This window comes from Aristaeella lactis (assembly GCF_018118585.1).
GTDB lineage: Bacteria > Bacillota > Clostridia > Christensenellales > Aristaeellaceae > Aristaeella > Aristaeella lactis.
This window is the reverse complement of record NZ_CP069421.1, coordinates 220,822-233,735: the sequence shown is the minus strand read 5'-3', so window position 1 is coordinate 233,735 and position 12,914 is coordinate 220,822. Positions and strand designations below refer to the sequence as shown.

At 50.4% G+C, this 12,914-nt stretch carries 14 protein-coding genes; 11 read left to right on the top strand and 3 right to left on the bottom strand.

Translation table 11 applies throughout. The annotated features are described in order from the left end of the window. Positions 1-233: 233 nt before the first annotated feature. Positions 234-851, top strand: coding sequence for a 5' nucleotidase, NT5C type (locus tag JYE50_RS01065; protein WP_084096655.1), 618 nt, complete (start codon positions 234-236; stop codon positions 849-851). Here JYE50_RS01065 and JYE50_RS01060 read toward each other — a convergent pair. Then, positions 845-1,516, bottom strand: a complete 672-nt coding sequence (locus tag JYE50_RS01060; protein ID WP_084096656.1) for an HAD-IA family hydrolase — start codon at positions 1,514-1,516, stop codon at positions 845-847. The two genes, JYE50_RS01065 and JYE50_RS01060, sit on opposite strands and share 7 nt — an antisense overlap. Positions 1,517-1,522: 6 nt before the next feature. Continuing rightward, on the bottom strand, positions 1,523-2,332 hold the full coding sequence (locus JYE50_RS01055) for a methyltransferase domain-containing protein (RefSeq protein ID WP_084096657.1): 810 nt from the start codon (positions 2,330-2,332) through the stop codon (positions 1,523-1,525). Positions 2,333-2,561: 229 nt separating this feature from the next. Here JYE50_RS01055 and JYE50_RS01050 point away from each other — a divergent pair, with 229 nt between their 5' ends. Then, on the top strand, positions 2,562-3,368 hold the full coding sequence (locus tag JYE50_RS01050; protein WP_084096658.1) for a pyrroline-5-carboxylate reductase family protein: 807 nt from the start codon (positions 2,562-2,564) through the stop codon (positions 3,366-3,368). Between the two features lie 110 nt (positions 3,369-3,478). Further along, positions 3,479-5,185: a leucine-rich repeat domain-containing protein gene (locus tag JYE50_RS01045; RefSeq protein WP_179138403.1), complete on the top strand. Its 1,707-nt coding sequence runs from the start codon at positions 3,479-3,481 to the stop codon at positions 5,183-5,185. A gap of 97 nt (positions 5,186-5,282) precedes the next feature. On the opposite strand, the gene JYE50_RS01040 is transcribed toward JYE50_RS01045, so the two are convergent. After that, positions 5,283-5,831: an SH3 domain-containing protein gene (locus JYE50_RS01040; protein ID WP_084096660.1), complete on the bottom strand. Its 549-nt coding sequence runs from the start codon at positions 5,829-5,831 to the stop codon at positions 5,283-5,285. A gap of 248 nt (positions 5,832-6,079) precedes the next feature. Here JYE50_RS01040 and JYE50_RS01035 point away from each other — a divergent pair, with 248 nt between their 5' ends. From JYE50_RS01035 to JYE50_RS01000, 8 genes are all read left to right on the top strand, one after another. Beyond that, a complete protein-coding gene (locus JYE50_RS01035; protein WP_084096661.1) occupies positions 6,080-8,224 on the top strand; it encodes an LPXTG cell wall anchor domain-containing protein in 2,145 nt (714 codons plus the stop codon). Positions 8,225-8,267: 43 nt separating this feature from the next. After that, the gene (locus JYE50_RS01030) at positions 8,268-9,296 is read left to right on the top strand and encodes a TlpA disulfide reductase family protein (RefSeq protein ID WP_084096662.1); all 1,029 of its coding nucleotides are present in this window, start codon (positions 8,268-8,270) and stop codon (positions 9,294-9,296) included. A 40-nt stretch (positions 9,297-9,336) separates the two neighbouring features. Next, entirely contained in the window at positions 9,337-9,540 is a 204-nt protein-coding gene (locus tag JYE50_RS01025; protein WP_084096663.1) for a hypothetical protein, read from the top strand. 50 nt (positions 9,541-9,590) lie between these two features. Next, positions 9,591-10,046: a tRNA (N6-threonylcarbamoyladenosine(37)-N6)-methyltransferase TrmO gene (gene tsaA, locus JYE50_RS01020; RefSeq protein WP_084096664.1), complete on the top strand. Its 456-nt coding sequence runs from the start codon at positions 9,591-9,593 to the stop codon at positions 10,044-10,046. 64 nt (positions 10,047-10,110) lie between these two features. Beyond that, entirely contained in the window at positions 10,111-11,016 is a 906-nt protein-coding gene (locus JYE50_RS01015; RefSeq protein WP_084096665.1) for a S66 peptidase family protein, read from the top strand. A gap of 31 nt (positions 11,017-11,047) precedes the next feature. After that, positions 11,048-11,539 carry a GNAT family N-acetyltransferase gene (locus JYE50_RS01010; protein ID WP_084096666.1) on the top strand — a complete coding sequence of 164 codons (492 nt, stop codon included), beginning with the start codon at positions 11,048-11,050 and terminating at the stop codon, positions 11,537-11,539. 48 nt (positions 11,540-11,587) lie between these two features. Continuing rightward, on the top strand, positions 11,588-12,196 hold the full coding sequence (locus JYE50_RS01005) for a histidine phosphatase family protein (RefSeq protein ID WP_084096667.1): 609 nt from the start codon (positions 11,588-11,590) through the stop codon (positions 12,194-12,196). Between the two features lie 17 nt (positions 12,197-12,213). Further along, positions 12,214-12,870, top strand: a complete 657-nt coding sequence (locus JYE50_RS01000) for a hypothetical protein (RefSeq protein WP_084096668.1) — start codon at positions 12,214-12,216, stop codon at positions 12,868-12,870. Positions 12,871-12,914: the final 44 nt, after the last annotated feature.

Here is a 12,914-nt window from a genome sequence, read left to right as displayed (position 1 = left end):
TCGGATGCCAGACTGCTCCTGATATATTCAAAAAAGCATTTCACCTTCCTGATCCTCCATTCCCGGAATCACGATCTCCCTCATTGTGATTCAAGAGTAACACAGGAGGATCGTTCAAAACAGAACAGGCACTGAGAGATAACTGCGGCTATTCTGTTTTTAAAAGAGAAAATCGAAGCATTTTTATGTTATGATATAAAAGCAAAAGCAAATGTGCTGAAGGATGTGATACTGTGAACATTTACGTTGATTTTGATGACTGCCTGTGTGAAACAGGAAGGGCTTTTTCCACGCTTGCCGCTGAGATGTTCGGTATAGATATCCCCTACGAGCATATGCGTTTTTTCAACCTTCAGCAGGCCTTTGGTCTGTCTGACGAACAGTATGACAGGCTGCTCGTCAGAGGCCACGAACCGGAGATGCTTCTGTCCTTTGAAGAGACACCCGGTGCGTCAAAGGTCATCAATGAATGGATCAGCCTGGGCCATAATGTGACGGTGATCACCGGCCGTCCTTTCAGCGCCTGTGAACCCTCCCGCGCATGGCTCGACAGCCATGGCCTCCGGGATGTAAAACTATACTTCCTGGATAAATACGGCAGGGAAAATATTTTAAAAAACACAGATTTCAGTCTTAATCTTGATGATTTCTTCCGGATGAAATTCGATTTCGCGGTGGAAGACTCTCCCCTGGCTTTCCGGTTTTTCGATCATCTGCCGGATCTGAAGGTCATGGTCTTTGACAGGCCGTGGAACCGGATGCCGGAGCTTCCGGGCTGCAACTACCGCAGGTGTCCCGACTGGGAAACCATCAGGGCAAATGTAGCCGCGCAGCCGGGCGATCTTTACTGACTGTTGTCTCTGCCCGCAAGGATAAGGTTCCCGACCTCTTCGGCAGAAGCAGCCAGGAGTACCGCACCGGCATCCGTCAGTTCCTTCCGGTCTCCGTATCCGTACAGCACCCCGATACTGTCCATGCCGAGGTTCTTTGCCGCGGTCATGTCATTCTCCCGGTCTCCCACCATAACGGCCTTCCGGATATCCCCGACGCCGCACATCTGAACCGCGTACCGGAGCACCTCTGTCTTGCTTTGCCGGTCCGTGTCATTTGCTGCTGCCACAAAATCAAAATACGGGCACAGTCCGAAGTGTTCCAGCACGATCTCTGTTCCATGCGCTCCCTTGGATGTCGCTATGATCAGTTTCTTTCCGGCGGCCTTCAGGCCGGCAAGCATCCCCTCCACACCGGGATATACGCTGTTCTGGAGCCGCCCGCCCATATCGTTATAGTATTCCCTGTAGAAGGCAATAGCCTTCTCACTGTCTTCCGGGGAATACCCCAGTTTTCTTTCAAAGGACTCCTTCAGCGGAGGGCCGACAAACTGACGCAGTTCAGCGGGATCCGATACCTTCCCTCCCATTTTCTCAATCGCATAGGCAAATCCGTTCATGATCCCGGGACCGGAGTCCGTCAGTGTTCCGTCCAGGTCAAAAAAGATGAAATCATAGGTATTCATATTTCTTTACCGCCTCTTTTCCGCGACCATGATATCCATACAATGCTGGTGCGGGATTCCTCCGCTGTTGCAGTCAAAGAGTTCTTCGTCGATCCGGTGCAGATGCCAGTCATGATAGTAGGAGAACAGTTCACCGCTCTTCCATTCATAGCGGTTTCCTTTTTTCTGTCCCGACCGTTTCAGGTAAGGTTTGGAAACAAAAACATTCAGTGCGTGAATCCCGCCCTCGTTCGTAAACTTTTTCAGGTTATCCGTGACCTCTTCACGGATCTCCGGACGCAGGAAATGAAATACCCCGCTGCTCAGGATAATGTCATATTTTTCCGTAAGCCGGTAATCAGAGATATCAGCCTTGAAGAAGTCCACGCGGGTACCGCATTTTTCCGCAAGGATACGTCCCTTCTCCAGGCCGTTCTCCGCAATATCAATAGCTGAAACGCGATAACCGTTCCGTGCCAGGAATACGGCATCCTTTCCTTCGCCGCAGCCGATATCCAGCACCTTATACGGCTTTACCGGCGGCCGCATCCGCAGGATGTCATAGCAAAGACGGTTGGGTTCTATTCCCCAGTAGTATTCCGTGCTCTGATACCTGGCCTCATAATCAGCCAGAATCGGAGACCGGTATCCCACCAGCGCGTCCACCGTTGTTCCCAGCATTTCCGCAAGTGCCGGCAGCAGTTCCACGTCCGGATGGGATGCATCTGTTTCCCATTTGGAAACAGCCTGGAAAGAAACTGACAGTTTCTCCGCCAGTTCCTTTTGCGTCATCCCCAGGGCCTTCCGTTTTCTCGTGATCGTTTCACCGATGCTCATCGTATCCCTCCCGCCGTTCATGTGCTGATGTATTCATTATAGAAAAGAATTCCACGTTTTCAATAATCCATTCAGAGAATCAAAAATAAAATTCTACTGTCAGTTGAGTTCTGTAATCTCTCCCCTTTTTTCTTTGACGCGGCAAGTCAGCTTTTGATATGATGGTCAGCGGAATAATCAGCAAACCGGCATTCAGCAACGATCATATCTGTAAAAAGAGGAGATTCATATGCGTATTGGCATCATCGGCGCAGGTCATCTTGGAAAAGCATTGATCGCGGGGCTGGTCAGAAGCGGCCTGGACCAGGAACAGATCATCCTGAACGCGAGATCCGCAGAAACAATGGATGCGGTAAAGCAAACTTACCCCGGCATCATTGTCACCGCGGATAAAAAGCATCTGGCTGCCGGATCAGATGTGATTGTCGTTGTCGTTAAGGCGCAGAATGCCCGGGAAGTATTCACTGAGATCAGGGAAACAGATCTTTCAGGCAAAACGATCATCAGCTTTATGGCCGGTGTCAGCTTAAATGACATGCGGGAATGGCTGCAGGACACCTGCCGTGAATATGCTCTCATCCGAATGATGCCGACTGTGGGAATATCCATCTGCAAAGGCGTTATCGGTGTTTCCTGTGATCATGACCCGGCCGGATCCGATAACGTAATGGATCTGTTCCGGCACCTGGGGTACGTCATCCGTCTGCCGGAGGAAAAGCTTGAGAGTATCACGATCTGTGCGGCCAGCGGGCTGGCGTTTACGGCTTATCTGATGAAAGCGTACAGGGATTCCTGCAATAGGCTGATCGATGATCCTTCTGTCAGTGAAGAGATCACCCTGCGTGTTTTTGAAAACGTGATCGAATCCATCCGAAACGAAGGCAGCACGTTTGAAAAGCTCATTGAACAGATATGCACTAAAGGCGGAACCACAGAAGCCGGAATGAACATCCTTCAGAACAGCAGCCTGAATGGGATCATCAATCAGTGCCTGGATTCCGCTTACGCCCGTGTGAGCGGACTGAAAGGCGAATAATTTCAGCGGGATATGTGATAGCGTTTGGGAATATTTGGATACCTTTCAGGCGTTACATTATCAGAAGCAAACATCCTGTGATCTGATTTTTGATGGGAGATGATGTCCTTATGTCGAAAAAGACATTTCAACTGATCGCCCTGATGATCATGATGATCTGTATACTGTCGGTATCCCCCGCCGGCTGTTCTGAATCAGATCATTCCGTTACTCTCCCGAAGGATGCAAAAGAACGAGATGATTATCTGCCGTTAATGGAAGACACCTCCATAGAGAATATCTATGTGGAAGACGGGAATGATTTTTTCCGGTCCATTGACGGCGTGCTTTTTACGAAAGACGGAAAAGAACTGCTGCTTTATCCGGCAGGCCGGCATGAAGAAAGCTATTCTGTCCCGGAAGGGACAGAAAGAATAGACGATGATTGCTCCTTTGGATATGGCTGTGCACTGAAGACGCTGGAGCTGCCCGCTTCTTTGCAGTCATTCTGCAGCGAAAACCTGCACCGGACAGAGATTGAGCGCTATGTCGCTGACCTCGCCAGTCCCGTATTCTGCGATGTGGACGGTGTCCTGTTTTCGAAGGATCTGAAGACACTGGTCGCTTATCCGCCCGGCAGGCAGGAGAATGAATATGCTGTGCCGGATGGAACAGAGGTCATCGGTATTGGCGCGTTCTATGAAAACAAATATGTCATAAATATACTCCTGCCCGAAAGCATTCATACAATTGGCATTGATGCTTTTTACATGTCGTACATAGAAAGCATCAACCTGCCAAAGAAAATGAGATCCATTGGCTGGAGCGCCTTCAAGGATTGCTATAGCCTTGTTTTTTCTGATCTGCATCTCCCTGAAGGTCTGACAGAAATTGAGGCAATGTCTTTCGAAACCTGTCAGTTACTGGGAACTCTCCATATTCCGGAAGGAGTAACACTGATTGATCAGGAAGCGCTTTGTTTCCAAGCCAAATTGACAGATATCTACTGGCCTGACAGCCTCAATTGTTTCGTTGATGAAGCCTTTATGAAAGAATGGGTATGGGATAAGCTCGAAATGGTCTTTGGATGGAATGATACAGGCATTGCTGATTATACCTGTGTTATGCACGCTCATGAAGGCACGCCGGTTTCGGAATGGATCAAAAACTATCCTCATATCGTTGCGCCTCAGGGAGTGGATACCATGGATGTGAATGGTTATACAGCTGCCTGTGATCGGGCCATGCAGAAAGCAGGATATAAGGATGCGGCTGTCTGTTATAATCCGGAGGAGAAATGGATGGCTGTGAAGCCTTTGGTCGCCTACAATCTGCACCATGCTGCCGCGGTATACCAGTATCAGGGAAAAACGATCCTCTGCGGTTTTGATGACCTGGACGGCTGCTGGAAACTCAAGTGGGTAAACGAGACATTCCTGGATGACGGCAATCTGCCGGTATTGTTTGCCTTCTATGGGGAAGATTCACTGCGAATCATCCTGCCGGATGCAACCTTCCCCGACCTGCTCAATGCGATAGATTATCGTTTCGATGCCAAAACACTGAAACTGTCTTCAGCCCTGTATGTCAAAGATTATCTGTGGTATGAATACTATGATCTCTGGCAGTGCAGGCTGCAGGATAACACCCTGATTTATGCGTATCCTGACGAATGGGATTACGGCGATGAAGGAAAGCAGCTCGAAGAAAAAGGCGAAGATTTTGCTTCCGTTGAAGTGGAATCCGGCACAGTATACCTTCCCACCGCAGTAAGGCTGCCCTTCCCTCCGGGTGTTGATTTTGAATATGTGACTGAAGAAGAAACTATTATCCCATAGTATCAGTCTTCTCAGAAAGCAAGTATAAAGAGGCTGCCTCTTATGATCTTTTGAGATCATTTTGAGGCAGCCCCTTTTTGCTGTTGTTATTCCCTTGTCAGTTCTTCTTGATATAATCATTCGCCACATATCCGGTCTTTCCGGTTGTGATATCCACGACCTTGCTCCAGACCTTGCCGCGGGCAATGACCTTCACCTGGTCCCCGGCAGTCAGCCGGCGGATCGAACTTGAGGTTTTGTTGGGCTTCGCGCGCAGGCATACGCTGCTGTTGTCCTTGGCGCCGCGGGCTTTGGCGCTGGCCAGGTAGGGATTCTTCAGGGTAACGAAATTATCGTCCCTTTCAGTGATTTCGTACTTGCCGGGCTTCTCGCTCACCAGGAAACCGGCCTGCACATATCCGGAGTAATGATAGTCGCTGATGGCCACCCAGCCGTTGCCGGCGTCATAGTCAACATGTACTTTGGTACCGCATTCCAGACGGACGATGACTTCGCCTTTGGTGCTGGACTCTGTCCGTACGTTCAGGCTTTTTCCGTTGGAGCAGTTTACCCACATATCTTTTCCGTCTTCCGCAGAGGCGAGGACGGGAACCATCAAAGCAAGAACCGTAACCAGGATAACGGCGATACTGAGAATCTTTTTCATACTCTTTCCTTCCTTTCAGTGCCTGTACCAGGCAGCACCTTCATTCCTTCAGCCTGGCCGGTTGTGTCAGGCACCTGTTAATACGCATGACCGAAGGCGGATGGCAGCCGGGGCTGCGCTTTTTATTTTCAGACCGTAAAAGCCATTTTTGACATTGTTAATATGTATAATTGTATGTACAATAATTCATGATTTGCGGCCCGTCTGGTCAAGAAGACGGTCTTCCCGCGTGAAATGAGGACACACTTATGACAAACAGAACAAAACTCCTGACATGCCTGTTGCTGTGCCTTGTATTCGTCGCAGCCTGCTCCGCCGCGCTGGGAGCATCCGATGAATATCCCCTCTGGATTGGCGGAACTCAGGTTACCGCGGAAAACTGCAGTCAACTGTCACAAAATCACTGGAGCTATGATCCTGCGTCCCATACCCTTACGCTGGACAACTATACCTACAGCGGCCTGGGATATGAATATACAAACAGCAGGTACGCCGCGATATACTATAACGGCACTGAAAACCTGACCATCTCCCTGAGCGGGTCAAACAAGATCACCCAGTCAAGAGACTGGGCCTATGATGACGATCACGTGATCAGGAGCGATAAAGCTGACTGTACCGTAACCTTTGCCGGTTCCGGCAGCCTGGACATAAATATGTTCGATACCTGGGCCGGTCCTGCGGTCTTCTGCAAGGGTCCGCTGGTTTTCAGCAGCGGCTCAGTCAAAGCAATCGGCGGAAACTGTGGTATCAGTGCGTCTGCGATTACCATCAAAAAAGAAATCACCGCCGTGGAAGTACAGGCGTATCTGGATACCGCCAAAGCCTTTAACGGAAAAGTGATCAATGAAGTAATCGGAGTCGGTTATAATCAGTGGCAGCAGCCCACAAGCATACCGGCCGATACCGCTGGAAAGAAGTTAAGCTATAAGGAAGTTGGCTTCCCTTCCATGACATTCACGCTTGTCTATGATCCCAATGACGGTCTGGGCGCCATGGATTCAGAGAAGGTAAATGAAGGCGAGTTTTTCGAACTTCCGGTATGCACTATTGAACCACCGGAGGGCAAGATATTCAGTCATTGGGAAGTCAGCGGCGTGGACCTGCTCGGTATGCCGGGATCCGAAGTACTGATAACCCGTTCCTGTGTAAATAACAATACCGGAGAGATCACGGTAATGGCCAGGTGGGCAGAAGCACCAGCCGCGACTATCAAGACCGCTCCCAAGGGACAGGAGTGCACCTACACAGGTTCCCCCGAGGAGCTTGTTACCGCAGGCGCAGCTGAACATGGCACGATGCAGTATGTTCTCGGTACAGATGCTGAAACAGCTCCTGTTTCCGGCTGGAGTACAGACATTCCCACCGGTGTCGAAGCGAAAACTTATTATGTTTGGTACCGGGCCATCGGCGATGAAACCCACAGCAGCTCCCAAAAGCATTGTGTCACAGCGGTCATCAGGAAAAAAGAGGCCACTGTCACGGCGAAAGCCCAGACAATCCCGGAAGGCAGCAAACCCGAATCCGGCGTGGAATATGCTGAACTGACTGATGCTGTAAATGGTCATACACTCAGTGCGGTAACAATTACCGCAGACGGCAATAAACTCGTACCATCCGCGGCAAAGATCCTTGGCGCCAAGGAGCAGGATGTGACCGGTAATTATACCATCACCTATGTGCCCGGCGATCTGATCTTCCGCAGCAAAACCAGTGTGAAGGTAACCTTCCGCGTGGTCAACGGCGAATGGGACAACGGCGGAAGTGATGACCGCGAAGTCATCCTGACAGGCCATGAAGGGGACGTCCTGAAGCTGCAGGCTTCCCAGATCCCAGGTGCGGGCACAAAACCCGCAGCCAGCTGCAAAGCCGGCAGCTGGAATACGACACCGGATACCGAAACCGCGGTCACGAAAGACACGACCTATATTTACACCTATGCGGAAGATCCGGTCTATACCGTTACGGTTCAGGGAGACAAGTATACCCAGGGCAGTGGAAAAGACTTTGTATTTACCGTAAAGCGCAGCATTCGGGACAATGTGACATTTGACAGTTTTATCAGCGTTACCATGGACGGCAGTCCCGTCAGTGAAAAGAATTATCTCAAGGCCGCCGGCAGCCTTGTCCTGACCCTGAAGGCAGACTACCTGGATACGCTGCCTGCCGGGGATCACAAGGTCGTGATCACCTTTGCCGATGGTGAGACAAAAGCAAACCTGCCCATTGAGAAGGCTTTGCCCACTCCCTCGCCCGCTCCGACTGCCACACCCCGTCCTGTTCCTCACACCGGTGACAGCACTCATCCGGCTGTCTGGATCGGACTGCTTCTTCTCAGCCTGCTGGGTCTGTTTGTTGTCACCGCAGTCCTGAAAGCTTCCCGGAAAAAGTAAGCCTGGCAGTACAGCAATTCAAAGAAAGAAGGGAATAAACATCTTGAAGTTCTGTAAAGCGATTCGCGTCTTTATGTCCTTTTTGCTGATTGCGGTCATCGCCGTTTCCCCTGCCTGCACGCTTTCTGAAACGCCATGGGAAACCATGCGTTTTCCTTTGACAGGTGTTGAGATTGATTTTCCGCCTGCTTCGGAGCTCTTCGGATCGCTTGAGCTGACGAGTGACATAGACCTGGCTCCCGGTGTCCGTTTTGTGGAAGTATATTACATAGGTGCTCCCAAAGAGATGGGCCTTTCTCTTTACAGGCCGGACCGGGCTTACACAGAGGAGGAGAACCAGCTTCTCCATAGCACATGCGTGTCCCTGCTGCAGATCGTATGTATGGATAACGGGAAGACAATCAATCATATGCCCTCCGACCACCGGGATTTTCTGAATCTGAAAAACTTCCGTGAACTTGGTTCTTACGAAGATCACAACTTCTATATATGCTGGCTTCCGGATGGATATGAGTCTGCAGGCATGCTTTCAGCGGAAGCAAAAGAAGAGATTGAATCCCTGGTGCAAAGCTGTATGGAACCGGATCGGATCCGTGTCTTCAAGCCCGGGGAAGTAAGCAGTGTGCCGATAGAATTTGAAACAACGGATCTTGACGGAAATCCGGTTCAGTCCGGGGAGCTGTTCGGAAAGAATACCCTGACAATGGTGAACGTCTGGACCACCTGGTGCGGAGCATGCCTGTACGAACTGCCGTCCCTTCAAAGTCTGAGCGAAAGGGTCAGCAAAAAGAATGTCGCGGTTGTCGGCATTGTGATGGATATCCAGAACCCGGAAGACAGTGAAACGATCAGCAATGCGAAGCAGCTCATTGCAGATGCCGGCGTACAGTATATGAATCTGATCCCCTGGGACGGAATCCTGGATGTGCTTCCGACCTATGCCTATCCCACCACGTATTTTATTGATTCAAGCGGACAGCTTGTCGGTGAACCTGTAACCAGTGCCATGTCTTCCTATGCTTATGAATCCATCATTAAAGAAAGACTCGCTGTTCTGGTACAGGGAAACTGATTCTCTGCAAGAAGCATCTGAAAATAAGGAGTAATGTATAATGAAACTGCAGAAAGTTCTGGAAAACCTGGTAACCATCGTACTGCCCTTCATCGGATTCACCCTTGTCGTGGTATCCCTTTTTGCTTCAAAAGTATTCGGCTGGATTGGTCTCATCCTGATGGGGATCGCAAACGGATATAACCTGGTCCGGAGATTGCGGGATTCCAAAAAGAAGGAACAGGAAGCAAAAGAAACCCACTGACAGCCATCACTGGCTGCGGTATTCATATGTAGGGAAAAGAAAGAGAATCCATGAAAGAGATAATGATCAAACCGATAGGATATGTCAGGAACGAAGTTCACGAAAAGAAAGACATATCCTGGGGTAAGGATATATCCTTCATTGAATTGGATGAAGCGTATCATACCGGTCTGAAAGGCCTTGAAGAATTTTCCCACGCAATAGTGCTGTATTATCTGGATCAGGCGGAATATATAAGGGATAAGCACCTGCAAAGGCATCCTCAGGAACGGTCTGATATGCCTCTTGTGGGCATTTTTTCACAAAGAGGAAAAGACCGTCCCAACAGGATTGGCTTAACTTCTGTAGAAATTATATCTGTCAGCAACAGTACATTGGCTGTAAAGAGCCTTGACGCCATCAACGGCACGCCGGTTCTGGATATAAAGCCATATTTCCCGGTTTATGATAAAAAGGATGCCAAAACTCCCGAGTGGGTTGACCGGCTGATGGAGCAGTATTTCTGATCCAGGCGGCATCCGGGCAATCGCACAGAATTCAACAACACATAACACGTAAAGGAGATTTCCCATGCTTCCACCCCTCCTGCAATCAGGCAACCTCATCGGCCTCGCCTCGCCTTCCTGGCTGGCTACCGAGGAAAGCATTGCCCCTTCTGTCACCGCCCTGGAGTCGCTCGGTTATCGGGTCCGTCTTGCTCCGCAGATCTTCGCCCATGGTTGGGACTACGCCGCAACCCCGGAAGAGCGTGCCGAAAGTTTCAACGCCCTCATCCGCGACCCGGAAGTGCGCCTGGTCTTCTTCGGCGGCGGTGAAGGCGCCGATGATATCGTTCCCCTGCTGGACTATGAGGCTGCCCGCCGCGATCCCAAGCTGTACCTCAGCTACAGTGACGGCACCAGCATTCTGAACCCGATCCACGCAAAGACCGGCCTGGTCACTCTCTACGGCCAGACGCCCGGAAGATTTCCCGACACCATAGCGAAGTATCCGACAGACTACAACCTGCGCCAGTTTACCGCGTTTACAACTACGCGGCCGAAACGTCACACTGCCGCCGCCCCCTGGCGTACGCTCGTTCCGGGCCGTGCCGCGGGCATGCTGGTTGGCGGCTATCTGGCAAATACCATCTTCGCCGCGGCAACCGGGCAGCTGCTGCCCGAAGTTGCCGGAGACCTGATTCTCTTCGTTGAGGACAATAAGATGTTCAACGGCATTGAAGCGTTCAGCGCGCATATTGCCCGTCTCGAACAGTGCGGTATTATGCCGCGCGTGCGTGGCCTGCTGTTCGGCCTCTATTCCGTCCCGGCAGATGAACAGGTGCTGACGCGCCTTACCCGCCTGGGTGAAAAGTGGAATATTCCCGTCGCCTATTCAGATGACTTTGGTCACGGCGAAAACAGCGCCATCCTCCCCATCGGTGTCAGGGCAGCCCTGGACGCCGGGAAATGTACGCTGGAATATGACTGGGAATAACTCTTTCTATACTGTTTCCTGGAGGCATTGAATGAATAACGGGATCATTATAAGACAAGCGAAAAAAGAAGACGTCAGGCAGATAGCAGAAATCCTCGTTGAAGACTGGCAGACTGCCTATCGCGGAATAATGGATGATGATTTCCTGGATTCCCTGAGTGTGAACCAGCGATATGAGATCGAAGTCAAAAGATATGATAAGTATGTCGTTGCCGCTGAAGGAAATGAAATCCTGGGATATGCCTGGCTGGAATCAACGGAGGAAGCACCGGCAGACTGCGAAGTGATTGCCCTGTATGTCAGGTACTCAAAAAGAAACAAAGGCACCGGAAAGCTCCTGATGCGGTATGCTTTCAATTATTTCAGGAGCATCGGCAAGAAAAAAATGATCATCTGGTGCCTGAAAGAGAATCATGAATCACGGAGATTCTATGAAAAAGTCGGCGGCAAAGAGTATCAGACCGGCTCTCATAACTGGGGCGGCAAAGGCTACGAAATGATCTCTTACCTGTATGATTTATGATGAGTGTCTTACTGTAAAAGAGACCGGAAAGAAGAGGGCTGCGCAAATATGAAGCATATTATCACAGTTCAGCACACACAGTCTGTTCATCACACGAACGGAATGGTCGGTTCATGGACAGACTGGGACCTGACAGATCTCGGAAGAGAGCAGGCAGATCATATCGGCCGGAAACTGAAAGATGAGCTCTCCGGAAAAGATGTAATCATGTATTCATCGGACCTGAAACGGGCACAGCAGACAGCGGAAGAGATCGCAAAGTACCTGGGCGTAAAACCGATCCTCCGCCAGGAACTGCGGGAGCGGAATCTGGGAAAGTGCTGCGGCAAATCCGTGCAATGGCTCCGCGAAAACATCGAATGCCCTGAAAAGACAGTCGATGACAGGCTGTTTTCCGACGGAGAAAGCCGGCGTGATGCCTGGAACCGTCTTAAGCCTTTCTATGATGAAGTGATGTCCGGCAGCGATGAAAACATCCTCATCGTCTCGCACGGTGATCTTCTGAGCATCTGGAACGCCATGTACCTGGGCCTTCCCGTCGAATCCTTCTACAAGGTCGATATTCACGGTGCCGCAGGCGGGGTATCCCATATGTTCGTGCACGATGATGGAAAGCATCAGATAAAGAACATCAATGATATGTCCTACATTTTGTAAACGGGGGGGCAAAGCACATGAATAACAAGTCATGCTGGCAGAGACTGTTATCTCTTTTTCTTGTTATCTTCTGTTCCCTGCTGTCAGTGACGGGTGCCCTGGCTGATCCTGTCAAAACAGCTATGCCCGAAGCCGTGTATGAATCCCTGTTTGATGATCAGACCCTGTGCATGACCGCCAAAGCACTGCGGCAGTGGTTTATATCATCCGGCGCCAATCAGCAGAACCGGTTAGGCCAGTATGAGTCCATTTGGAACCATGAGGAAACGATCCTCTGTAATCCGTATATCATCAAAACAGAAGCGAATCCTGAAGCGGATGAACTGACCGTTTACTGTTTCGCATGCATTGATGCCTATTCTCTGTACGGGAATGACAGTATCCGCTGGCTGGTAAAAGAGGATAATGAAGCCGTATGGCTTTTCCGTATCACCTTTATCTGCGATGCCGGTGATAACTACTATGAACTGAAAGAAGTGTACCCTGTCACAGGAACAGATGAAGAGTTGTTCCCGGGCGCCGGGCTTGCAGCTGACAGTTTCCCGGGGCTTTCTGAGGAACTCAGCAAATCAATCCCTTCAGACTTCTGGAGCACAGACCAGATTGCCCGCAAATACGCAGCCAGCTGCAATATTGACGCGGAGATCATCAACTGGGCCGACCTGCCGGACTGATCGCTAAGTCAGGAATACAACGAGTCGGAATTTACGGAGGTATT

Coding starts and splice junctions, on each gene's coding strand:
- JYE50_RS01055 (WP_084096657.1), bottom strand. CDS start 2,332: ATGAGCATCGGTGAAACGATCACGAGAAAACGGAAGGCCCTGGGGATG.
- JYE50_RS01010 (WP_084096666.1), top strand. CDS start 11,048: ATGAATAACGGGATCATTATAAGACAAGCGAAAAAAGAAGACGTCAGG.
- JYE50_RS01015 (WP_084096665.1), top strand. CDS start 10,111: ATGCTTCCACCCCTCCTGCAATCAGGCAACCTCATCGGCCTCGCCTCG.
- tsaA (WP_084096664.1), top strand. CDS start 9,591: ATGAAAGAGATAATGATCAAACCGATAGGATATGTCAGGAACGAAGTT.
- JYE50_RS01025 (WP_084096663.1), top strand. CDS start 9,337: ATGAAACTGCAGAAAGTTCTGGAAAACCTGGTAACCATCGTACTGCCC.
- JYE50_RS01060 (WP_084096656.1), bottom strand. CDS start 1,516: ATGAATACCTATGATTTCATCTTTTTTGACCTGGACGGAACACTGACG.
- JYE50_RS01035 (WP_084096661.1), top strand. CDS start 6,080: ATGACAAACAGAACAAAACTCCTGACATGCCTGTTGCTGTGCCTTGTA.
- JYE50_RS01000 (WP_084096668.1), top strand. CDS start 12,214: ATGAATAACAAGTCATGCTGGCAGAGACTGTTATCTCTTTTTCTTGTT.
- JYE50_RS01050 (WP_084096658.1), top strand. CDS start 2,562: ATGCGTATTGGCATCATCGGCGCAGGTCATCTTGGAAAAGCATTGATC.
- JYE50_RS01005 (WP_084096667.1), top strand. CDS start 11,588: ATGAAGCATATTATCACAGTTCAGCACACACAGTCTGTTCATCACACG.
- JYE50_RS01040 (WP_084096660.1), bottom strand. CDS start 5,831: ATGAAAAAGATTCTCAGTATCGCCGTTATCCTGGTTACGGTTCTTGCT.
- JYE50_RS01045 (WP_179138403.1), top strand. CDS start 3,479: ATGTCGAAAAAGACATTTCAACTGATCGCCCTGATGATCATGATGATC.